The 21417-nt window shown below is 69.4% G+C and carries 24 protein-coding genes; 15 read left to right on the forward strand and 9 right to left on the reverse strand.

The genetic code is table 11. The features are described 5' to 3' along the window. Positions 1–30: 30 nt before the first annotated feature. Entirely contained in the window at positions 31–861 is an 831-nt protein-coding gene (locus ACFO5K_RS14925; protein ID WP_378562023.1) for a glycine betaine ABC transporter substrate-binding protein, read from the reverse strand. Positions 862–1134: 273 nt separating this feature from the next. On the opposite strand from ACFO5K_RS14925, the gene ACFO5K_RS14930 reads away from it, so the two are divergent. The 4 genes from ACFO5K_RS14930 to ACFO5K_RS14945 are packed head-to-tail and all read left to right on the forward strand — an operon-like array spanning position 1135 to position 4542. Further along, positions 1135–2019, forward strand: coding sequence for an ABC transporter substrate-binding protein (locus ACFO5K_RS14930; RefSeq protein ID WP_378563865.1), 885 nt, complete (start codon positions 1135–1137; stop codon positions 2017–2019). A gap of 8 nt (positions 2020–2027) precedes the next feature. Further along, a complete protein-coding gene (locus ACFO5K_RS14935; protein ID WP_378562026.1) occupies positions 2028–3176 on the forward strand; it encodes an ABC transporter ATP-binding protein in 1149 nt (382 codons plus the stop codon). After that, on the forward strand, positions 3173–3838 hold the full coding sequence (locus ACFO5K_RS14940) for an ABC transporter permease (protein WP_378562029.1): 666 nt from the start codon (positions 3173–3175) through the stop codon (positions 3836–3838). The genes ACFO5K_RS14935 and ACFO5K_RS14940 overlap by 4 nt, the downstream gene beginning before the upstream one ends. Beyond that, entirely contained in the window at positions 3835–4542 is a 708-nt protein-coding gene (locus tag ACFO5K_RS14945) for an ABC transporter permease (protein WP_378562032.1), read from the forward strand. Before ACFO5K_RS14940 ends, ACFO5K_RS14945 begins: the two co-directional genes overlap by 4 nt. Here the strand turns inward: ACFO5K_RS14945 and ACFO5K_RS14950 are convergent. From ACFO5K_RS14950 to ACFO5K_RS14965, 4 genes are all read right to left on the reverse strand, one after another. Continuing rightward, on the reverse strand, positions 4525–4734 hold the full coding sequence (locus ACFO5K_RS14950; RefSeq protein ID WP_378562035.1) for a hypothetical protein: 210 nt from the start codon (positions 4732–4734) through the stop codon (positions 4525–4527). The two genes, ACFO5K_RS14945 and ACFO5K_RS14950, sit on opposite strands and share 18 nt — an antisense overlap. A 96-nt stretch (positions 4735–4830) precedes the next feature. Further along, positions 4831–6051, reverse strand: a complete 1221-nt coding sequence (locus ACFO5K_RS14955) for an NAD(P)-dependent malic enzyme (RefSeq protein WP_378562037.1) — start codon at positions 6049–6051, stop codon at positions 4831–4833. Between the two features lie 445 nt (positions 6052–6496). Then, complete coding sequence (locus ACFO5K_RS14960) at positions 6497–6763, reverse strand: hypothetical protein (protein WP_378562040.1); 267 nt, start codon at positions 6761–6763, stop codon at positions 6497–6499. Further along, positions 6760–7614 carry a PHP domain-containing protein gene (locus tag ACFO5K_RS14965; protein WP_378562047.1) on the reverse strand — a complete coding sequence of 285 codons (855 nt, stop codon included), beginning with the start codon at positions 7612–7614 and terminating at the stop codon, positions 6760–6762. Before ACFO5K_RS14965 ends, ACFO5K_RS14960 begins: the two co-directional genes overlap by 4 nt. Before the next feature lie 76 nt (positions 7615–7690). On the opposite strand from ACFO5K_RS14965, the gene ACFO5K_RS14970 reads away from it, so the two are divergent. Further along, positions 7691–8764, forward strand: a complete 1074-nt coding sequence (locus ACFO5K_RS14970; protein ID WP_378562050.1) for a magnesium and cobalt transport protein CorA — start codon at positions 7691–7693, stop codon at positions 8762–8764. Here the strand turns inward: ACFO5K_RS14970 and ACFO5K_RS14975 are convergent. The 3 genes from ACFO5K_RS14975 to ACFO5K_RS14985 are packed head-to-tail and all read right to left on the reverse strand — an operon-like array spanning position 8761 to position 10797. Then, the gene (locus ACFO5K_RS14975) at positions 8761–9342 is read right to left on the reverse strand and encodes a suppressor of fused domain protein (protein WP_378562053.1); all 582 of its coding nucleotides are present in this window, start codon (positions 9340–9342) and stop codon (positions 8761–8763) included. The two genes, ACFO5K_RS14970 and ACFO5K_RS14975, sit on opposite strands and share 4 nt — an antisense overlap. Before the next feature lie 4 nt (positions 9343–9346). Next, positions 9347–9841, reverse strand: coding sequence for a general stress protein (locus ACFO5K_RS14980; protein WP_378562056.1), 495 nt, complete (start codon positions 9839–9841; stop codon positions 9347–9349). Between the two features lie 26 nt (positions 9842–9867). Further along, entirely contained in the window at positions 9868–10797 is a 930-nt protein-coding gene (locus ACFO5K_RS14985) for an HpcH/HpaI aldolase/citrate lyase family protein (protein WP_378562059.1), read from the reverse strand. Positions 10798–10874: 77 nt separating this feature from the next. Between ACFO5K_RS14985 and ACFO5K_RS14990 the strand changes: the two genes are divergently transcribed. From ACFO5K_RS14990 to ACFO5K_RS15030, 9 genes are all read left to right on the forward strand, one after another. Continuing rightward, positions 10875–12188: a magnesium transporter MgtE N-terminal domain-containing protein gene (locus tag ACFO5K_RS14990; protein WP_378562062.1), complete on the forward strand. Its 1314-nt coding sequence runs from the start codon at positions 10875–10877 to the stop codon at positions 12186–12188. After that, entirely contained in the window at positions 12185–12775 is a 591-nt protein-coding gene (locus ACFO5K_RS14995; RefSeq protein WP_378562065.1) for a DUF1003 domain-containing protein, read from the forward strand. The genes ACFO5K_RS14990 and ACFO5K_RS14995 overlap by 4 nt, the downstream gene beginning before the upstream one ends. 117 nt (positions 12776–12892) lie before the next feature. Beyond that, on the forward strand, positions 12893–14293 hold the full coding sequence (locus ACFO5K_RS15000; protein WP_378562067.1) for a lytic murein transglycosylase: 1401 nt from the start codon (positions 12893–12895) through the stop codon (positions 14291–14293). A 96-nt stretch (positions 14294–14389) separates the two neighbouring features. Beyond that, positions 14390–15250 (forward strand): lytic transglycosylase domain-containing protein, encoded by an 861-nt coding sequence (locus ACFO5K_RS15005; RefSeq protein WP_378562069.1) that lies wholly within the window; start codon positions 14390–14392, stop codon positions 15248–15250. A gap of 69 nt (positions 15251–15319) precedes the next feature. Then, positions 15320–16456 (forward strand): Mrp/NBP35 family ATP-binding protein, encoded by a 1137-nt coding sequence (locus tag ACFO5K_RS15010; RefSeq protein ID WP_378562072.1) that lies wholly within the window; start codon positions 15320–15322, stop codon positions 16454–16456. A 29-nt stretch (positions 16457–16485) separates the two neighbouring features. Further along, positions 16486–16806, forward strand: coding sequence for a DivIVA domain-containing protein (locus ACFO5K_RS15015; RefSeq protein WP_378562075.1), 321 nt, complete (start codon positions 16486–16488; stop codon positions 16804–16806). Next, positions 16803–17384, forward strand: coding sequence for a DNA-3-methyladenine glycosylase I (locus ACFO5K_RS15020; protein ID WP_378562078.1), 582 nt, complete (start codon positions 16803–16805; stop codon positions 17382–17384). Before ACFO5K_RS15015 ends, ACFO5K_RS15020 begins: the two co-directional genes overlap by 4 nt. Positions 17385–17539: 155 nt before the next feature. Continuing rightward, complete coding sequence (locus ACFO5K_RS15025) at positions 17540–17707, forward strand: DUF3117 domain-containing protein (protein WP_011211259.1); 168 nt, start codon at positions 17540–17542, stop codon at positions 17705–17707. Positions 17708–17721: 14 nt separating this feature from the next. After that, positions 17722–18561 (forward strand): putative RNA methyltransferase, encoded by an 840-nt coding sequence (locus tag ACFO5K_RS15030; protein ID WP_378563868.1) that lies wholly within the window; start codon positions 17722–17724, stop codon positions 18559–18561. A 217-nt stretch (positions 18562–18778) separates the two neighbouring features. Here the strand turns inward: ACFO5K_RS15030 and glgA are convergent, their stop codons facing one another. Next, positions 18779–19945, reverse strand: coding sequence for a glycogen synthase (glgA, locus tag ACFO5K_RS15035; protein ID WP_378563871.1), 1167 nt, complete (start codon positions 19943–19945; stop codon positions 18779–18781). A 109-nt stretch (positions 19946–20054) separates the two neighbouring features. Here glgA and glgC point away from each other — a divergent pair, with 109 nt between their 5' ends. After that, positions 20055–21272 carry a glucose-1-phosphate adenylyltransferase gene (glgC, locus tag ACFO5K_RS15040; protein WP_378562080.1) on the forward strand — a complete coding sequence of 406 codons (1218 nt, stop codon included), beginning with the start codon at positions 20055–20057 and terminating at the stop codon, positions 21270–21272. Positions 21273–21417: the final 145 nt, after the last annotated feature.

The following is a 21417-nucleotide window of genomic DNA, read 5'->3' on the forward strand; positions in this document are numbered from 1 at the left end:
GACTCGGGCTGCAGCAGGCACTGCCCCCGATCACAGCCCGTGCGCGTCCAACCACGCGCGAGCCGCATCGGCGGGCTCCGCGCCGCCTTCGACCCGATCGATCAGTTCGACCAGCCCGTCGGTGGTCAGTTCCCCCGCCACATAGTTCAGCTTCTTCATCTCCACCCGATCGAAGATGCCGGCCCGGAACAGCGCCAGGACGTTCTGGGCGCGCAGTGCGTAGTCCTGGTCGTCGAGCACAATCAGCCCGGCCGCCACGGGCGGTGGACCATTGACAACACCGACCTGGATGATCCCGTCCTGCAACGCCTTTCGCAAGCCGTCCACATCGGTGAAGCGTGTCTGCGCGGCGAACGAACACCCCTCGATCCGGGCTGGCCCGGTCTCGGCGAATCCGGGCGCCTCGACGACTCCCGCGTGCAGCGAAGCGCAGTCGAGCTCGTCCACCGCGCGCACCTGCTCCCCCTCGGCGAAGCCCTCGGTCACCAGCAACCGTGCCCGCACATCGGCGCCGTCCGCCGCGTCCGACACCGACAACCCTTGCGGCAGCGCGGCGTTGACAGCGGCAGCCACCTCGGCGGGCGCGCGTGCGGCCGAACCGGGGTTCCACCGCTGCACCAGCTCACCGTTGCGGGCGGGCAGCACGGAGATGTGCCCGGCGTCGAGGTCGGTGACGGGGGTGTCCAGCCCGGTGCGGACGTCGGTGCGGGTGCCGGTTCGCGCCAATGCCTGCGAATAGATCTCGGCGAGCACAATACTTTCGGCCGAGGAATCCGCACCCACCCGCAGCACCGGGCGCTCGTCGTCGTTCCCGCAGGACACCGCGGCGAAAGACCAGGTGGCGACCAGTAGTGCGGCCACGTTTCGCCGTAGCGGGCCCGACCTCATCCGCCGACACCAACTTCCTGTCTTTGCCGTCCACCCACGCATTTCGGCGCGACGCGGGCACTATTAACACCCAGAATGTACCTGCGGCCCCCGCGTCGCCTGCACAGCGCACTGCCCGCCTTTGCCGGAAGGACACCAGTGAAAACAAGGTTCGCCTGCTCCTCGCACGGACAACGCCGACCGGCACGCCGCCTCGCCGCACGGGCCGGACGGGTACTGGTGGCCGCTGTGGCACTGGCCGCCGCCATGGTCGTCGCCTCCTGCGGCAACTCCGACCCGCTCGCCGCCAAGGGCGACTGCGCCAGCGACGAGCTGATCATCGGTTCGGCCAATTTCCCCGAATCCGAGACCGTCGCCAACATCTACACCGAAGTCCTGCGGATCAATGGCTTCAAGGTCGATACGAAGTTCAACATCGGCAGCCGCGAAGCCTATATTCCGGCGCTACGCCAATGCGCTATCTCACTGATCCCCGAATACACCGGAAACCTGCTGCAGTACCTGGACACCGACGCCACCGCCACCGCGGGCCCCGAGGTACAGGCCGCGCTCACCGACGCGCTCGACCAGGACCTGGCCATCGCGACCCCGGCCCCCGGCCAGGATTCCGACGCGGTCGTGGTGACCCGGGCGACAGCACAGAAATGGAACCTCACCACCATCGGTGATCTGGCCCCGCATTCGGCCGACGTGAAACTCGCCGCGATGGCCGAATTCGCGCAGCGCCCCGGTGGACTCCCCGGGCTGAAGCAGACCTACGGGCTCGACATCAGCGACGCCAACTTCGTGCCGATCGCCGACGGTGGCGGCCCGGCGACGGTGCGGGCACTGGTGGAGGGCCAGGTCACCGCGGCCGACATCTACACCACCTCACCCGCGATCGTGCAGAACGACCTGGTGGTGCTGGCCGACCCGAAGAACAATTTCGCCGCCCAGAATGTGGTGCCGCTGTTCAACGCGGCGAAGAAGACCGACAAGGCGACGGCGGTGCTCGATGCCGTGTCGGCCAAACTCACCACCGAGGAACTGATCTCGTTGAACACCGCGGTCTCCGGTGACGCCAAGATCGAACCGCAGGCCGCCGCCATCGCCTGGATCACCGCGCAGGGACTCAACTCGCCCATCGCTTAGGAGAGCTCGTGTCCGACATCGAATTCCGCGGTATCGACAAGACCTATCCGAACGGCACCCAAGCCGTGAGTGACCTGAATCTGGGTATCGAATCGGGTTCGTTCACCGTGTTCGTCGGCCCGTCCGGGTGCGGGAAGACCACCTCGATGCGCATGATCAACCGGATGGTGACCCCCACGGCGGGCACCATCACCATCGACGGCCGCGACATCGCCACCACCGACCCGGTGAAACTGCGCCTCGGCATCGGCTACGTGATCCAGAGCGGTGGTCTGCTGCCCAATCGCACGGTGCTCGACAATGTGGCGACCGTGCCGATGCTGCTCGGGCAGTCCCGCAAGAACGCGCGCACCGCCGCGCTCGACGTGCTGGATCGGGTGGGCTTGGATCGCGGTCTGGCCGAGCGGTATCCGGTGCAGCTCTCGGGCGGTCAGCAGCAGCGGGTGGGGGTGGCGCGCGCGTTGGCCGCCGATCCGCCGGTGCTGCTGATGGACGAACCGTTCAGCGCCGTCGACCCGGTGGTGCGGGCCGAACTGCAAACCGAGATGCAACGGTTGCAGGCCGAACTGCGCAAGACGATCGTGTTCGTCACCCACGACATCGACGAGGCGATCACCCTCGGCGACCGGATCGCGGTGTTCGGGCGCGGTGGCGTACTCCAGCAGTTCGACTCGCCGGAACGCGTATTGGCCCAGCCCGCCACCGATTTCGTCGCCGGATTCGTCGGCCGGGATCGTGGGTACCGTGGCCTGTCGTTCCGCAGCGCCGACGCGGTGGCCCTGCACGAGATCTCGACGGTCACCGTCGACGAGGTGGCGACACTGCGCCTCGATCGCGGCCGGTGGGCGCTGGTCGTCGACGCCGACGGCATACCGGGTGGCTGGTTGGATGTGACCGGGGTCGAGGCGGTGCGTGCCGGGGCCACGGTGGCCGACAGTGTGTCGGCGGGCGGGTCACTGTTCACGCCCGACGGTGATCTGCGCCAAGCGCTGGACGCCGCGATCTCCTCGCCGTCGGGGCTGGGAGTGGCCGTGGACGAAGCGGGTGCGGTGCGCGGCGGGATACTCGCCACCGACGTGCTCACCCAGCTCGCCGAGCAGCGCGGCCGCGAGGACGCCGAACGCGGCCGGGAGTTCTTCGAGCAGGGCGCGCAGTGAGATACCTGATCGACAACTTCGCCGACATCATGGCGATCACCCGCACCCATCTGGTGCTCGCGCTGGTCCCGCTGCTGCTCGGCCTGGTGGTCGCGATTCCGGTCGGGGCGCTGGTGCACGGGCACGGCTGGGCGCGCAAGCTCACCACGACGGTGTCGAGCGTGGCCTACACCATTCCGTCGCTGGCCCTGTTCGTGATCATCCCGCCGCTGGTCGGCATCTCCGCGATCGACCCGCTCAACGTGATCATCGCGCTCACCGTGTACTCCACCGCGCTGCTGCTCATCGCGGTGCCGACCGCCCTGGACACCGTGCCCGCCGGGGTGGTCGACGCGGCCGACGCCATCGGGTTCGGCCGGTTGCGGCGCACCCTCACCGTCGACCTGCCGTTGGCCCTGCCGGTCTTCACCTCGACCCTGCGGGTGGTCGTGGTCACCAATATCGCGATGGTGTCGGTGGGTGCGCTGATCGGGGTGGGTGGGCTCGGGAAGCTGTTCACCCAGGGCTATCAGCGTGACTACCCCGATCAGATCGTCGCGGGCATCATCGTGACGCTGGCGCTGGCGCTGATCTTCGACCGCCTGGTCTTCCTGCTCGGCCGCCTGGCCACCCCGTGGACGCGGGCCGATACACGGGTCGGCCGGTTGGGGGCACGCGCGTGAGCCTGTTCCTCGACGCCTGGAACTACCTGACCGACGGTGCCAACTGGGGTGGTGGCGCCGGGATCGATCACCGGTTGCTGCAACACATTTGGTACAGCCTGCTCGCGGTCGCACTGTCTGCGGTGGTCGCGGTGCCGGTCGGGCTCGTGATCGGGCACACCCGGCGCGGCAGTGCGCTGCTGGTCGGGTTCGCCAACGCGATGCGCGCGCTGCCGACCCTGGGCCTGCTCACCTTCCTGGTGCTGCTGCTCGGGCTCGGCATCATCCCGCCACTGCTGGCGCTGGTCACCGTCGGCATCCCACCACTACTGGCCGGCGCCTACGCGGGCATCGCCAACGTGCCGGCCGACGTGGTCGACGCCTCGCGAGCGATGGGAATGACCGAACGGCAGATCCTGCTCCGGGTGGAAGTGCCCAATGCGGTGCCGGTGATGCTCGGCGGATTACGTAGCGCCACTCTGCAAGTGGTCGCCACCGCCACCATCGCCGCCTACGTGAACATGGGTGGTCTGGGCCGCTACATCTTCGACGGCATCGGCCTGTACCGCTACGACCTGGTACTCGTTGGCGCGCTGCTGGTGGCGGCACTCGCGCTGGTGCTCGACGGCGTGCTGGCGGCGGCGGTATGGATCAGCGCGCCGGGCACCGGCAGGCTCACCCGCACCTCGGTCGAGAGCACCGCCACCTCAGTCGTCACCGAGTAGTTCGCGCAGAAGCGGGTCCTCGGCCAGCACTTCCCGCATCCGGGCGCGTTCACGAGCCCGCTGCCCGCTGGCGTGGATCCAATCCTGCACCGCCTGCACAACAGCCACGTTCACCGCGACACCGTCGCCCTCGGCCGCGGCCGTCAACTGCGCGTGGACCTCATCGGGAAGCTGCACGGTGATCGTCGTCATCACCCCATGATCCCAGGTGCGGTGAACACCGGCCGCCGGGACGACACAGCGCCCCGTTTCCCGAGGAAACGAGGCGCTGGTGCTGCGATCGTGCGACTACACGACACCCTCGGCGCGCGCGGTCGCCGCGACGGCCTCGGCGACGGCGGGGGCGACGCGGGGATCGAGGGGGCTCGGGATGATGCGGTCCACCGCGAGTTCGTCGGCGACCACGCCGAAGATCGCGTCGGCGGCAGCCACCTTCATGCCCTCGGTGATGCGGCGGGCGCCGGCGTCCAGCGCACCCTTGAACACGCCGGGGAAGGCGAGCACATTGTTGATCTGGTTCGGGAAGTCGCTACGACCGGTGGCCACGATCGCGGCGTACTTGGCCGCCACATCGGGGTGGATCTCCGGGTCCGGGTTCGACATGGCGAACACGATCGACTCCGGCGCCATCGAGGCGATGAACTCCTCGGGGATCTTGCCCGCGGACAGGCCGAGGAACACGTCGGCGCCGGCGAGCGCGTCGGCCGCGCTACCGGTGATGCCGCGCGGGTTGCTGCGGGCGGCCAGGTCGGCCTTCACGCCGTTGAGGCCCTCGCGTCCGGCACTGACGATGCCCTTGGAATCGAGCACCACCACATCGCGGACACCGGCGGCGAGCAGGATGTTCGCGCACGCCACACCGGCGGCGCCCGCACCGGAGACGACCACCTTGAGCGCCGACATGTCGCGACCCTGCTGAGCGGCCGCACCCTTGAGGGCGGCCAGCACCACGATGGCGGTGCCGTGCTGGTCGTCGTGCATCACCGGGCAGTCCAGCGCCTCGATCACCCGGCGTTCGATCTCGAAGCAGCGCGGGGCGGAGATGTCTTCCAGGTTCACCGCGCCGAAGCTGGGGCGCAGGTGGATCAGGGTCTGCACGATCTCGTCGGGGTCGGTGGTGTCGAGCACCAGCGGGATCGAGTTCAGGCCGGCGAACTTCTTGAACAGGGCGGCCTTGCCCTCCATCACCGGCAGCGAGGCGCGCGGGCCGATGTCGCCGAGGCCGAGCACGGCGGTGCCGTCGCTGACCACCACGACCAGCCGGTCGGTCCAGGTGTAGGTCTTGGTCAGCGCCGGGTCGTCGGCGATGGCGCGGCTGACCTGGGCCACACCGGGGGTGTAGGCGATCGACAGGTCGCGCTGGGTTTCGAGCGGCGCGCTGAGCTCGACCGACAGCTTGCCGCCGAGGTGACCCGCGAAGATCTCGTCGGTGGTGATAGCAGCGAGGGTCGCTGCGTCATCGGCCTGGGGCGCCGCGGTGGCATTCGGTGCGTCAGTCACAGGTGACACGATTTCACTCCTGCTCGGATCGGGCTCAACCGGGGGACAGTTACCGCCGGGTATATCGGAATTGCATGACGCTCGTCGGTTGCGCGTCCGCACGCGTGGTGATCATCGGGCAGAGATCGGTACACGTGGCGCGGCACTGATCCGCAGAGCGGAGCCGGACGGGTGGTCCGGGCGAGCAAACGGGTCGACCCTCGGTTGCGACGGTGCGTCGCGAAGCGGAAGGTCTCCAAGGTCCCGATCCCGGCGGTGGCAAGGGAAGGGAATCCGCAACATTCTGCCAGCCGCAGTGACGACTTGCCAAACCGGTCAGGTGTCACCGGGCCGCGCGTCATCGGTCGAGCGTAACCGGGTGGAATTGCCGTGGCGTTAGCGAAAACGCGCAGCGCACGCCGAACATGTGGTGAACAGTCCTACCGAGACGGGCTGGTGCGCGGTGAGCTGGGCGTCAACCCCACCACTGGGTCCACAGCAGCACCCCGGTCGTGACGAGTACGACAGCCGAACCCGCGAACGCGGCGAGCCCGCGACGGCGGTCGGCGACCAGCTGCGACACGACGACCACCCCAGCGGCCAGCACGTGCCAGGTGAGCGATTCGGTGCCCGGACCGGGAAAATCCCGGCGCGCACCCATCACCGCCGCCCCGATCACCACGCACAGCAGCACGACAACACCGCCGGCGACGATGCCGCTGAACCCGCGCACCACCGTCACGGCGCGATCACCGGAACCCCGCTCGCCTTGCCGACGATCGCTTCGAACTGTTCGGGGTCGGTGCGGCAGGCACCGATCTCGATGGTCTTGTTGCTGCCGTGATAGTCCGAGGAACCGGTGCGCAACAGGCCGAGTTCGTCGGACAGTTCGCGCAGCACGCCCCGGTCGGCGCGACTGTGGTCGGGGTGATCGATCTCGAGGCCGGTGAGGCCGAGCGCGGCCAGGTCCCTGATCTCGTCGAATGCCAGCAGCCGACCGCGTTTGCGGGCCCGCACGTGTGCCAGCACACTCACCCCGCCCGCCGCCGCGATCAGCTGCACCGCCCTGGTGAGCGGGGTGTCGACCTTCTCCGCGTAGTACGGGCCGTGCGGGGCGAGCAGGTCGATGAACGCCGCGTCGACGCTGGGCACCACCCCGGCCGCGACCAGCGCCCGCGCCAGATGCGGCCGGCCCGCGGCCGGACCGGCACCGGCGAGTACCGCTTCGGGGTCGATGGGCAGGCCGTCGGCCACCATCAGGTCGGCCATCGCCCGCACCCGGGCCACCCGCTCGCCGCGCAGCCGTTCGCGTTCGTCGGCGAAACCGCGGTCGGCCGGGTCGAACAGGTAGGCCAGCAGGTGCACGGGCACCGGGAAGCCGTCCTCGCCCGTGCCGGTGCACGACATCTCCATTCCGCGCACCAGGGTGAGCCCGGGCGGGCGCGCGGCCTCGGCCTCGGCCCAGCCGCCGGTGGTGTCGTGGTCGGTGATCGCGACGACGTCGAGGCCCGCCGCCGCGGCGTGGCGAACCAGCTCGGCGGGGGTGTCGGTGCCGTCGGAGGCGGTGGAATGGGTATGCAGGTCGATGCGCACACATTCAGTCTTACAGTGCGGTGCCGGTCGGCGTGCGATCGTCGGCCACGGTCGTGGGTGCCCGTAACATCCGAGTGTGCCCTCCTTCCCGTCGATGCCGTCGTTTCGCGGGACGAGCCGTGCCGCGACACGGCCGACGGTGCCGGTGCCGACGGCGCGCGCGATCGTGGACTGCGGTGTCTACACCGACGGCAAACGCCTGCCCGGGCACTTCACCCCGCAGCAGGCGCTCACGGAGGCGAGCAAGACCGACACCGGGTTCGTCTGGGTCGGTCTGCACGACCCCGACGAAACACAGATGAACGACATCGCCCGCACCTTCGGGCTGCATCCGCTGGCCGTCGAGGACGCGGTGGTGGGACGCCAGCGGCCCAAACTGGAGGTCTACGACAACACGCTGTTCCTGGTGATGCGCACGGTGAGCTATGTCGAGCACGACATGCACGCGATCAGCCAGATCGTGGAGACCGGCGACATCATGGTCTTCACCGGCCCGCACTTCGCGATCACCGTGCGCCACGGCGAACACACCGGCCTGTCGGGGGTACGCAAGCAACTCGAGGGGCGGCCCGACCAACTGCAGATGGGTCCGTGCTCGGTGTTGCACGCCGTGGCCGACCACGTGGTCGACTCCTATGTGGAGGTCACCGAATCCATCGGGGAGGACGTCGACGAGATGGAGGAGGCGGTGTTCACCCCGGCGTCCAAGGTCGGCATCGAGTCGATCTACCAGCTCAAACGCGAAGTCGTGGAGTTGCGCCGGGCGGTGGGCCCGCTGGGCATTCCGCTGGAGCGGCTGGTGCACAACCAGAATCTGCCGGTGCCCACCGAGTTCCGCCGCTACATGCGCGATGTCGCCGACCACCACGTGAGCGTGAGCGAGCAGATCACCTATTTCGACGAAGCGCTGAGCAACCTGGTGAACGCCGCGCTGGCCAAGATCAGCGTTCAGCAGAGCACCGACATGCGCAAGATCTCGGCCTATGCCGCGATGGCGGCCGTGCCGACCATGATCGCCGGTGTCTACGGCATGAACTTCGACTACATGTGGGAGCTGCACCAGCCGTGGGCCTACCCCGCGGTGGTGGCGTTGATGGCGGTGCTCTGCGGGTTGCTGTTCCGCAGTTTCCGCCGCAACAAGTGGCTCTAGAGATTCACCGCGCTGCGCTCGGGATCGCGCACGTCGATACCGGCCTCGGCCCACGCGTCGCGCAGGGCCTGCGCACCACGCAGCCGCACCCAGGCCGCCTCGGTGGCGGTCACCGGAGTGACGCTGAGATAACGCACCGGGTCGGCGGGATCGGGCAGCGCCACCTCCGGCAGCTCGCTCTCACCGAGCAGTACCGCGGTGAACTTGGCGTTGCGCCACAACGGTTCCGACAGATCCAGCAGGGCATCGGCTTGCAGCACAACGCCTTCCACCGCCGGGGACGCGGCGAGCACCCCGAGCGAACGGCCGACGCCGACCTGCGGTCCCCCGCTCGCCAGCAGCGTCAGCACCAACTCCGCGCGCGGTCCGCGCAACGGGTCGGCGAGCAGGTCGGCCGGGTCGCCCATCGGATGCCGTGAGCCGCCGAGGGTCGCGTAGTGCACCTCGCCTGCCCCGGGGATGCGCAGGATCTCGATCGGTTCCAGGCCGAGGAAGGTGACCGAGGCCGCGTCGACGTCGTCGCGGCCCACGGCGTAATGGTCCAGCACGGCGGTGCGGACGCGATTCTCCACATCCATTACGTCACAGCGCCAATCGGGCCAGCATGTCGCGGGCGCGTTCGGCGGTCTTCGGGTCGCACAGCACGTCGTAGCGACCGGCCACCAACTGCATCGTGGAGGCGAAGTCGCGCTGCCCCTTGGTGGCCGCGTACGGGATCGACGTGGTGATCACACCGAAGACGATGCCGCCCAGCAGACCCACCACCAGCGGGCCCACCGCGCCACCGGTGGTGGTGAACAGGCTCAGCAGCAGACCGAGGAACAGACCGAGCCAGGCGCCCGAGACCACACCGCCGCCGATGACCTTGCCCCAGGTGAGCCGGTACAGCACCCGCTCCACCTGCATCAGGTCCACCCCGACGATCGTCACGTCCTGCACCGGGAACTGCTCGTCAGCCAGGTAGTCGACCGCGCGCTGCGCCTCGGCGTAGGTCGGATACGAGCCGACCGGCCAGCCCGACGGCGGCGTCGGCAACCCCTGCCGTCCGCGATTCTGGTTGCCCAATGGATTCGTCATAGTGCCCTTTCGGCGATCCCTGCGGGTCAAACATCGGTTCTCGACATTCCGGCGGCGCGACCCTTCTCGGCGATGACACGGGCCATCTTCGCGCTGGCTTCATCGATCATCTCATCCCCCAGCATCACCGCACCACGGGCGCCACCCGCCGCCGAAGTGTGGAAGGCATAGGCGGCCAGGATCGCCTCGGCCCGGTTGTAGTCGTCCTGGCGCGGACTGAACATCTCGTTGGCCGCCTCGATCTGGCCCGGATGCAGCACCCATTTGCCGTCGAAACCCAGTGCGGCCGTGCGACCGGCGGCCCGCCGGAAACCGTCGACATCGCGGATCTGCAGGTACGGGCCGTCGATGGCCTGCAACCCGTGCGCGCGGGCGGTGAGCAGGATGGTCATCAGAATGTGGTGGTAGGCGTCACCGCAGTCGTAGCCGGGCGGTTGTTCGCCGACCACCAGCGTGCGCATGTTGATGCTGGCCATGAAATCGGCCGGCCCGAACACCAGCGCCTGCACCCGCGCGCTCGCCGTGGCGATCTCGTCGATATTGCGCAGGCCCAGCGCGTTTTCGAGCTGCGGTTCGATACCGATGCGCCCGACCTCGAGCCCGCACGCCTTCTCCAACTGGGTCAGCAGCAGGTCGAGTGCGCGCACCTGGCCGGCGTCGGTGACCTTGGGCAGCAGGATCGCGTCGAGTTCACCGCCCGCGCCCTCGACGACGCTGATCACGTCGGCGTAGGTCCATTCGGTGCTCCAGTCGTTGACCCGCACCACCCGCAACTGTGCGCCCCAACCGGTTTCGTTGAGCGCGGCGACGATGTTCGCCCTGGCCGCGGCCTTGGCACCGGGGGCGACCGCGTCTTCCAGGTCGAGGAACACCTCGTCCACGGGCAGGCTCATGGCCTTGTGGATCATCTTCGGATTGCTGCCTGGTACGGCGAGCACCGAACGGCGAGGCTTCATGGCGCGCTCCTTGTTGTCGGTCACACCGGCCGTGGCGCGGCGAGTCCGGCCGCGATCGACCGCCTAGCCTGAGGGTCATGGCAACCACCAGGGTGTACGTCGCCCGACTCGCCGGTCTGACGGTGCTGGGTCCCGACGGCGAGTCTATCGGCCGGGTCCGCGATGTGGTCGTGGCCGTCCGCTTCGGGCGCCAGCCACCACGGGTGCACGGGCTGGTGGTCGAACTGCCCACGCGGCGGCGCATTTTCGTGCCGATGCTGCGGGTCACCGCGATCGAGCCGGGCATGGTCACCCTGAACACGGGCACGGTGAGTCTGCGCCGATTCGCCCAGCGCGCGGGCGAGTTGCTCGCGCTGGCCCAGATCGTGGACACCCGGGTGCGGGTGGCCGACCCCGACCTGCCCGATCTGGCCGAGGTCGACGTGTTCGTCGCCGACCTGGGCATCGAGCAGACCCGGACCAGGGACTGGGTGGTCGGGCGGGTCGCGGTGCGCGGGCACCGCCGGATCGGGCGCAGGCGCACCGTGCACGTGGTCGACTGGAGTGCGGTCAGCGGTCTGACGCCGGCCGCCGTGGGCAGGCCGGGTCAGCAGGTGACGGCGCTGCTGGCCCAGTTCGAGGGGCTGCGGGCCGCCGATGTGGCGAATCGGCTGCGCGAGCTGCCCGAGAAGCGCCGCCTCGAGGTGGCGCTGGCCCTCGACGACGAACGCCTCGCCGACGTGGTGCAGGAACTGCCCGACGACGACCAGGTGGACCTGCTCGGCCATCTCGAGGTGCGCCGCGCCGCCGACGTGCTCGAGGCGATGGACCCCGACGACGCCGCCGACCTGCTCGGCGAACTCCCCGAGAGCGAAGCCGAATCGCTGCTGGCCCTGATGGACCCCGAGGAATCCGAGCCGGTGCGCCGGTTGCTGGCACACTCCCCCGACACCGCGGGCGGCCTGATGACGCCCAAACCCATCGTGCTCGGGCCATCGACCACAGTCGCCGAGGCACTGGCCCGGGTCCGCGACCCCGACCTCACTCCGGCGCTGGCCTCGATGGTCTTCGTCGTGCGGCCACCCACGGCCACCCCCACCGGCAGCTACCTGGGTTGCGTGCACATCCAGCAGTTGCTGCGCGAACCACCCGCGCACCTGGTGGGCGGCATCGTCGACACCGACCTGGCCGCCCTGTCGCCCGAGCTGCCACTCTCGGCGGTGACCCGCTACTTCGCCACCTACAACCTGGTCTGCGGGCCGGTGGTCGACGCCGAGAACCACCTGCTCGGGGCGGTCAGCGTCGATGATGTCCTCGACCATCTGCTGCCCGAGGACTGGCGGGAAGAAGAGACACCGCCGCTCGCACAGACCGAGGCGCGGCCGATCGACACCGACAGGAGACTCGGGTGAGCGAGAAGAGCCTGGCCAGGCAACGGCTGGAGACGCCGGGCGGGTCGCGGTTGCGTTTCGACTGGGACAGCGACGCGTTCGCGCGCACCAGCGAGCGGGTGGCCCGGTTCCTCGGCACCGGCCGCTACCTGGCGATCCAGACCGTCATCGTCATCGTCTGGATCGTGCTCAATGTGTTCGTGGTGGCGCTGCGCTGGGACCCGTACCCGTTCATCCTGCTCAACCTGGCCTTCTCCACCCAGGCCGCCTACGCGGCGCCGCTGATCCTGCTGGCCCAGAACCGCCAGGACAACCGCGACAAGGTGTCGCTCGAGGAGGACCGCACCCGGTCGGCGCAGACCAAGGCCGACACCGAGTTCCTGGCCCGCGAACTCGCCGCATTGCGCCTGGCCGTCGGTGAGGTGGCCACCCGCGATTACCTGCGCCGTGAACTGGAGGAGATCAAAGAGATCCTCGACCGGGTCGACGCGGTCACCTCACCCGAGGACACGGCCAGACCGGACAAGAAGCGAAAAGCCACGCGCAAGAAATCCTCCGGCCAAACGCCCTCATCTGACACCATTTCACCAGGTGCCCAAGACGCGTGACCGGAAATGCTCAACAACTTCCTGACCGGTAGGTAACCTGGGTCACGTTGTTCCGGGTGGCCCGGAGGGGGGACTCTGCGGGCCGCTGCTTCGACGTAAAGGGTTGGTGTGGCCGCAATGCGAATTTCTGCTCCGATAACGATGTCGGCCCTTGTCGTCGCGGGACTCGTCGCGTCCGGCTCGGCGTACCGGCCCGAGGTCCCCAGTGCCGCGCCCACGGCACCGGAGGCGCTGCTCGCCGCGAACGCCGGCACCACCGCCGACACCCCGGACAGCGACCCGTCCGAGATCGTCGGCTTGCTACCGGCCGCTCAGGAGGCGCCGCGCAAATTGCGCGCACTGTCACCGTCGGCCAACACCCAGGCCCCTTTCGCCGGAACCGTTCCCCTGCACAGCATCTCGCTCCCACCGGGCAGCGGCACGCTGGGCATCCCGGAAATCGTGCTGGCCGCCTACCGCAACGCCGAACTGGCGATGGAAACCGCACAGCCGGGCTGCGGGCTCACCTGGAATCTGCTGGCCGGTATCGGCCGCATCGAATCGGGGCACGCCAGCAGTGGGCGCACCGACGCCGCGGGGACCACCACCACCCCGATCTTCGGCCCGGCGCTGGACGGCACACTGCCGGGCAACGAGGTGATCAAGGAAGCCGACGGCGGCTTCGTGCGGGCCGTCGGTCCGATGCAGTTCCTGCCGAGCACCTGGTCGATGTACTCCGCCGACGGCAACGGCGACGGCGCCACCGACCCGCACAACGTGTTCGACGCCGCGCTCGGCGCGGGCAAGTACCTGTGCTCGGGTGGGATGAACCTGCGCGAGGCGTCCCAGGAGCTGCGGGCGGTGCTGCGCTACAACAACTCGATGTCCTACGCGGCCAATGTGCTCAGCTGGTCGGCGGCCTACCGCAACGGCGGCACCCCGAGCCAGGTGGCCGTGTCGCCGGAGCTCGTGCCGCCCGGCAGCGCGCCGCTGGTCTCGCCCAACGTGCTCGCCGCGGCCACCGACACGCCCGTCACCGCGGCGCCGCCGTCGACGACGAATCAGTTGCCGCCCAACACCCCGAAGGTCACCACGCCCACGCAGGTGATGATCACGCTGCCCGGGCTGCCACCGATCCCCTGCGGCATCTTCTGCCCGCCCCCGGTGGTGCCCGAGACGTGCGTGAGCGAACCGTTGCCCGCGCAGATGCCCGATCCGCTCGCACCGGCCCCGCAGGCGGCCGAGCAGACCTATGGCGCTGCCGCACCGCGGGATCCGGCCCCGCCGCGGGGCCCGGACCCACTCGGCGAACAGACCCAGCAGGCAGCGTGCGATCCGGCGATCGACGCCGAACCCGTACCGGTACAACCCGTGCCCGCGCCGGTCGAGCAGGCCCCGGCACCGGTCCAGACCCCCGAGCCCGGCATCACGCCCGCCGAGGAACCGGCGCCCGAACCCGTGGCACCGCCGGCGCCACCGGCGATCACGCTGCCGTTCAACATCGTGATCCCGCTGCCGCCCGCCCCGCCGGCGCCGTAGAAATCAAACCCGAACACACATCACAGAGGGGTAACAAAAAGGTCTCGGGTGCGGTAACCTCTTCTCATCCAACACGGTTGAGGAGGGCACCACACAGTGGGTCGTCATCGGAAACAGCCAGCTACAACAGTTCGGCGTAGTTCGCTCATCGCACTGACCGGATTGGTCCCCGCCGGACTCGTGGGCGTCACCGCCGCCGCGACCGACGCGACCACCGCCACCATGGCGGCCGTCGAGCACGACCTGCCCGAGCTCGACGCCGAAGCCGGTCCCCCGCTCGCCGCGGCGGCACAAGCCGACCCCGCCGAGCTCGTCCACGCCGAGGCCCGGCAGTCGCCCTCGGCCACACCGGTCGTCAAAACCGTTGCGCTGGACGAAGATCGCGCCGCCGCGGAGCTGCCCGCCGGTCCCCTCGGCATTCCCGGCATCGCGGTTGCGGCCTATCAGAACGCCGAACAGCAACTGGCCGTGGAGAATCCGCACTGCGGGATGTCCTGGTCGCTGCTGGCCGGAATCGGCCGCGTCGAATCCACCCACGCCTACGGCAAAGCCGACGCGCAGGGCAACCCGATCAAACCTGTCTACGGCCCGGTCCTCGACGGCAGCCTGGCGGGCAACAACGTCATCTACGACAGCGACGGCGGCGAGCTCGACGGCCTGGGCGGCTACGACCGCGCCATCGGCCCGATGCAGTTCCTCCCCGAGACCTGGCACAGCTACGCCGCCGACGGCAACGCCGACGGGGTCGCCGATCCGCAGAACCTGTTCGACGCCGCCCTCACCGCGGGCCGCTACCTCTGCGACGGCGGTCTGAACATGCGCGACCTGTCCCAGCAGTCCAAGGCGATCCTGCGCTACAACAACTCGATGGCCTATGTCGCCAACGTGATGGCCTGGTCGGGCTCCTACTCCAGCGGCCTGGCCCCCGCCCCCAAGGACCTGCCCCGCATCCATTAGCGGAACCGGTACGGTATCGGATCGCCCCCAGGACCCCAGACGAATTCGGAGCACCCTAATATCGGGCATATGCCAGTGATTACGGAAGCGGACGTGCGGGCCGGTCTCGCGAAGGTCGACGACCCGGAGATCCGCAAACCGATCACCGAGTTGGGCATGGTCAAGAGCGTCGCCATCGCCGACAGCGGTGACGTGCACGTCGAGATCTATCTGACCACCTCCGGGTGCCCGCTGCGGACCGAGATCATCGACCGGGTCACCAAGGCCGTCGCGGACGTGCCGGGGGCCGGTGCGGTGAGCGTGGACCTCGACGTGATGAACGACGAACAGCGCACCGAGCTGCGCAAGTCGTTGCGCGGCGACTCGGCCGAACCGGTGATCCCGTTCGCCCAGCCCGGTTCGCTCACCCGGGTCTACGCGGTGGCTTCCGGCAAGGGCGGGGTGGGCAAGTCCAGCGTCACCGCCAACCTCGCCGTGGCGCTGGCCGAGCGTGGCCTGTCGGTGGGCGTGCTCGACGCCGACATCTACGGCCACTCCATCCCGCGCATGCTCGGCACCGACGCCCGCCCCACCCAGGTGGAGCGGATGATCATGCCGCCGGTCGCGCACGACGTGAAGATGATCTCGATCGCGCAGTTCACCGAGGGCAACACCCCCGTGGTGTGGCGTGGCCCGATGCTGCACCGCGCGCTGCAGCAGTTCCTCGCCGACGTGTTCTGGGGCGACCTGGACGTGCTGCTGCTCGACCTGCCGCCCGGCACCGGTGACGTGGCGATCTCGCTGGCCCAGCTGATCCCCAGCGCCGAGATCCTGGTCGTCACCACCCCGCAGATCGCGGCCGCCGAGGTGGCCGAACGCGCGGGTGCGATCGCGCTGCAGACCCGTCAGCGCATCGCGGGTGTGGTGGAGAACATGTCCTGGCTCGACCTGCCCGACGGCTCCCGGATGGAGCTCTACGGTTCCGGCGGCGGCCAGGTGGTCGCCGACCGCCTCACCCGCGCCGTCGGCTCCACCGTGCCCCTGCTGGGCCAGATCCCGATCGAGCAGGCCCTGCGCGAAGGTGGCGACGACGGCAACCCGATCGTGCTCAGCGACCCCGAGAACCCGGCAGCGATCGCCCTGCAGGGTGTCGCCGACAAACTCGCCATCCGCAAGCGCGGCCTGGCGGGCATGTCGCTGGGTATCGACACCACCCGCCACCTCTGATCCGGCGGCCGCCTCCTTAAAGTGGAAGCATGCTGACGCTGCTTCTCTACGTGCTCATAGTCGGGTTGGTCGCGGCGATGTTGTTCCTCGTCGCCAGCGCGGTGTTCGGGCGGTCCGAGGAGCTCGGGCCGCTGCCCGAGGGCACCACGGCGACGGTGCTGCCCGCCGACCGCATCACCGGCGCCGACGTGCGCGCGCTGCGGTTCCAGCAGGTGGTGCGCGGGTACAAGGCCGACGAGGTGGACTGGGCGCTGGGCCGGCTGGCCGAGCGCATCGATGAGCTCGAGTTCGAGCTGGCGCGGGCGCGGCAGTGGCGCGAGCAGGTGTCGGCCGGCCAGGACCACTCGTGAGCGAGCTGGTCGACGACGGCCTGCGCCGGTGTGACTGGTCGAACGGTTCGCAGCTCTACCGCGACTACCACGACACCGAATGGGGCAAGCCCCTGCACGGCGCCGACGCCATGTTCGAACGGCTCTGTCTCGAGGCGTTCCAGTCCGGGCTCGCCTGGATCACCATCCTGCGTAAGCGGCCCGCGTTCCGCGCCGCGTTCGCCGGCTTCCGTATCCCCGAGGTGGCCGCCTTCGACGACACCGATCGCGCCCGGCTGCTCGGCGACGCGGGCATCGTGCGCAACCGCGCCAAGATCGACGCGGCCATCGCGAACGCGCGGGTTGCTCGCGGCCTTCCGGTGCCCCTCGACGAGCTGGTGTGTTCGTTCGCACCCGCACCGCGCCCCCGGCCGGCGACGTTGGCGGATGTGCCTGCCACCACACCTGAATCCGTCGCTCTGGCAAAGGAATTGAAGCGCCGGGGCTTCGCATTCGTCGGCCCCACCACCGCCTACGCGCTGATGCAGGCGACCGGGATGGTGGACGACCACCTGGAGGTTTGCTGGGTGCAAGCCGCATCGAACGGAACCGACTCCTGAGTCAGATTTGCTACTCAGGTGTCCGCCCGAGACGGCAATAGGGAAGAATAGGACCAGTGTGGCCCGCCGAACATCGGCGAGCCCGCTGGTTGGCGACAACCGGCAGACGAGAAACAGTGCGCAGAACCACCGCGCAGATCTGGAGGGAGCAGAGGATGGCGGCCATGAAGCCCCGTACCGGGGACGGTCCCCTCGAGGCAACCAAGGAAGGTCGTGGAATCGTCATGCGGGTTCCACTCGAGGGTGGCGGGCGTCTGGTCGTCGAACTCACACCGGACGAGGCTGCGGCACTCGGTGACGAACTGAAGAGCGTCACCAGCTGACAGCACTCACCGAGATCGCCGCACTCCTGGCCTGCCCGGAGTGCGGCGACCCCTTACGACAGCGCGACCGCGCACTACGGTGCGACCACGGGCACAGTTTCGACATCGCCCGCCAGGGTTATGTCGGGCTGCTCACCGGTGCGTCGACGAAGATGACCGGCGACACCCCCGCCATGCTCGACGCCCGCGCCGCCTTCCAGGGCGCGGGCCACTTCGCTCCCATAGCCGAGGCCGTCGCGCACGCTTTCCGGGCCGGCGCATCCGGCTCGGCCGCGACACCGGACGGCCCGATGCTCGAGATCGGTGCGGGCACCGGTTACTACCTCGCCACGGTGCTGACCACCTACCCCGGCCTGCGCGGCATCGCCCTCGACGTGGCCAAACCAGCTGCCCGCCGGGCCGCCCGCGCCCATCCCGGCCTCGCGTCGATCCTGGCCGACGCCTGGCGCGGCCTCCCGATCCGCGACGGCGTCCTCACCGGTGTGCTGTCGGTGTTCGCCCCGCGCAACCCCGCCGAGGTGGCCCGGGTCCTCGCGCCCGGTGGACGCTTCGTGGTGGCCACGCCGACCGCGCGTCATCTGGGTGAGCTGATCGAACCACTCGGCATGGTGCAGGTGGACCCGGACAAGGACCGCCGCCTCGCCGCGGCGCTGGGCGACACCTTCACCCGCACCGAGCACACCCTCGTCGAATTCCCGATGAAGCTCTCCCGCGCCGACGTCACCAACGTGGTCGCCATGGGCCCGTCGGCCTTCCACGGCACCCCCGCCGACGATCCCCGCATCGCCGCCCTCACCGACAGCACCGAAGTGACGGCATCGGTCGCCGTCTCCACTTACGTGCCGAATCCCTGACCGCCACACCCTGCCGACCCGATCCCCTCACGCACACGCCGCCGAGCGTCCTGCCGAGCCTGTCGGCTGCTGCGGCACCCCGAACCCACGTCTGGCACAGCCGACAACCGCAGCACACCGAACCTACGTCCGGCACGACCAACAACTGCGGCACACCGAACCCACGTACGGCACGGCCAAGAACCGCGGCACCCGAAACCACGTACGGCACGGCCGGCTACCGCAGCACGCTGCGGTACACCTCGACCGTCTGCTCGGCGATCCGCGCCCAGTCGAACTCCGCGATGGCGCGCTCCCGTCCGGCTCGCCCGAAGCGCCCGGACAGCTCCGCGTCACCGGCCACCTCGTTCACCGCGGCGGCGAGTCCGCGCTCGTATTCCTCGGTCGCCACCGGGTCGTAGTGCACCAACCGCCCGGTGACACCGTCGGCGACCACCTCGGGAATCCCGCCCACATCCGAGGCCACGACAGCCGTCGCGCACGCCATCGCCTCCAGATTGACGATCCCCAGCGGCTCGTACACCGAGGGGCACACGAAAACCGCGGAGGCGGAGAGGATCTGGCGCACCTGTTCGGTCGGCAGCATCTCCTTCACCCAGAACACGTTGCCGCGGTGGCGTTGCAGTCCGTCCACGGCCGCGGCCACTTCCAGCTCGAGTTCCCTGGTGTCGGCGGCGCCCGCGCACAGCACCAGCTGGATGTCGGGGTCGAAACGGTCGGCGGCGGCCAGCAGGTGGGCCACGCCTTTCTGCCGGGTGATCCGCCCGACGAAGGACACGATCGGCCGGTCGGTGCGCACCCCGAGCCGTTCGAGCACCGGTAGCTCGGCGTCGGCGGGCAGGCCGGGGTGCCACACGCTCGCGTCGATGCCGTTGTGCACCACGTGCACTCGGTCCGCGTCGATGGCGGGGTAGGCGTCGAGCACGTCGTGGCGCATGCCCTGGCTCACCGCGATGACGGCGTCGGCGTGCTCCATCGCATTGCGTTCCGACCACGACGAGAGCCGGTACCCGCCGCCGAGTTGCTCGGCCTTCCACGGCCGCCGCGGTTCGAGCGAATGCGCCGTCAGCACGTGCGGGATGCCGTACAGCGCACCCGCCAGGTGCCCGGCGAGCCCGGTGTACCAGGTGTGCGAATGCACCACTTCCACACCGCCGGCGGCATCGGCCATCCGCAGCTGCGCCGACATCATCTGCAGGGCGGCATTGGCCGCGTAGAGGTCGGGATCGGGCCGGTGCACGACCGCTGTGCGGCGCGGCGCGCCCATGCAGTGCACCGTCACCTCGCACAGTGCGCGCAGCCGGGCGGTGAGTTCGGTGACGTGCACTCCCGCACCGCCGTACACCTCCGGCGGGTACTCCCGGGTCAGCATCGCCACGCGCAGCGCGCCGGCCGGTGTCCGCGCGCTGTCGGTGCCATCACTCACCGGTCCAAATTAAACCCTCGGGTGTCCATGAGCCACCGCGAGCCCGGCGGGCCTGTACTTTGACAGGGTGAGGAGCCAGCCGCACGTACTCGGGATCGTGCTCGCCGGTGGCGAGGGCAAACGACTGTTTCCGCTCACCGCAGACCGCGCCAAGCCCGCGGTCCCGTTCGGCGGCGCGTACCGGCTGATCGATTTCGTCCTCAGCAATCTCGTCAACGCGGGATATCTGCGGTTGTGTGTGCTCACCCAATACAAATCACACTCGCTGGACCGCCACATCTCCCAGACCTGGCGGCTGTCGGGTTTCACCGGTGAGTACATCACCCCCGTACCGGCTCAGCAGCGGCTCGGCCCGCGCTGGTACACCGGCAGCGCCGACGCGATCATGCAGTCGCTCAACCTGATCTACGACGAGGATCCCGACTACATCGTGGTCTTCGGCGCCGATCACGTGTATCGGATGGACCCCGAGCAGATGGTGGCCAGCCACATCGCCTCGGGCGCGGGTGTCACCGTGGCCGGTATCCGGGTGCCGCGCAGCGAGGCCAGCGCCTTCGGGTGCATCGATTCCGACGAGTCGGCCCGGATCGTCCAGTTCCTGGAGAAACCGGCGCATCCACCGGGCACGCCCGACGACCCGAACGTGACGTTCGCGTCGATGGGCAATTACGTGTTCACCACGCGGGTGCTGGTCGAGGCGATCCGGGCCGATGCCGAGAACTCCGACTCCGATCACGACATGGGTGGCGACATCATTCCCGCGCTGGTCGCCGCGGGTCAGGCCGCCGTCTACGACTTCGCCGACAACGACGTGCCGGGCGCCACCGACCGCGACCGCGGCTACTGGCGCGACGTGGGCACCATCGACGCGTTCTACGAGGCGCACATGGACCTGGTCTCGGTGCACCCGGTGTTCAACCTCTACAACAAGCACTGGCCGATCCGCGGTGCCGCCGAGAACCTGCCGCCGGCCAAGTTCGCCCGCGGCGGCCTGGCGCAGGAATCCATCGTCGGCGCGGGTTCGATCCTGTCGGCGGCCACGGTCCGCAATTCCGTGCTGAGTTCGAACGTGATGATCGACGACGGCGCCACCGTGGAGGGCAGCGTGCTGATGCCGGGGGTCCGGATCGGGCGTGGCGCGGTGGTGCGGCACGCGATCCTGGACAAGAACGTGGTGGTCGGCGAGGGCGAGATCATCGGGGTGGACCTCGACCGCGACCGGGAGCGGTTCGCGGTCAGCAACGGCGGGGTCGTCACCGTCGGCAAGGGCATCTGGGTCGGTTAGGTTCTCGGCCGCCTTGATCTGGACTGACCAGAGGGTGCGACGAAGGAGTACCCGGCGGGAGGGAAGATCAAGGGAACAGGCCGAGAACCACGCGGCGCCAGCCGCCAAAGACGGAGCAACAGGCCGAGAACCACGCGGCGCCAGC

It is taken from the genome of Nocardia halotolerans (assembly GCF_042650145.1).
GTDB lineage: Bacteria > Actinomycetota > Actinomycetes > Mycobacteriales > Mycobacteriaceae > Nocardia > Nocardia halotolerans.

Bases quoted from the DNA above. Each gene is read 5' to 3' on its own strand.
- ACFO5K_RS14985 (WP_378562059.1), bottom strand. From the start codon at position 10,797: ATGAAGCCTCGCCGTTCGGTGCTCGCCGTACCAGGCAGCAATCCGAAG.
- ACFO5K_RS14980 (WP_378562056.1), bottom strand. From the start codon at position 9,841: ATGACGAATCCATTGGGCAACCAGAATCGCGGACGGCAGGGGTTGCCG.
- ACFO5K_RS15015 (WP_378562075.1), top strand. From the start codon at position 16,486: ATGCTGACGCTGCTTCTCTACGTGCTCATAGTCGGGTTGGTCGCGGCG.
- ACFO5K_RS14950 (WP_378562035.1), bottom strand. From the start codon at position 4,734: ATGACGACGATCACCGTGCAGCTTCCCGATGAGGTCCACGCGCAGTTG.
- ACFO5K_RS14990 (WP_378562062.1), top strand. From the start codon at position 10,875: ATGGCAACCACCAGGGTGTACGTCGCCCGACTCGCCGGTCTGACGGTG.
- ACFO5K_RS14930 (WP_378563865.1), top strand. From the start codon at position 1,135: ATGGTCGTCGCCTCCTGCGGCAACTCCGACCCGCTCGCCGCCAAGGGC.
- ACFO5K_RS15010 (WP_378562072.1), top strand. From the start codon at position 15,320: ATGCCAGTGATTACGGAAGCGGACGTGCGGGCCGGTCTCGCGAAGGTC.
- ACFO5K_RS15025 (WP_011211259.1), top strand. From the start codon at position 17,540: ATGGCGGCCATGAAGCCCCGTACCGGGGACGGTCCCCTCGAGGCAACC.
- ACFO5K_RS15000 (WP_378562067.1), top strand. From the start codon at position 12,893: ATGCGAATTTCTGCTCCGATAACGATGTCGGCCCTTGTCGTCGCGGGA.
- ACFO5K_RS14975 (WP_378562053.1), bottom strand. From the start codon at position 9,342: ATGGATGTGGAGAATCGCGTCCGCACCGCCGTGCTGGACCATTACGCC.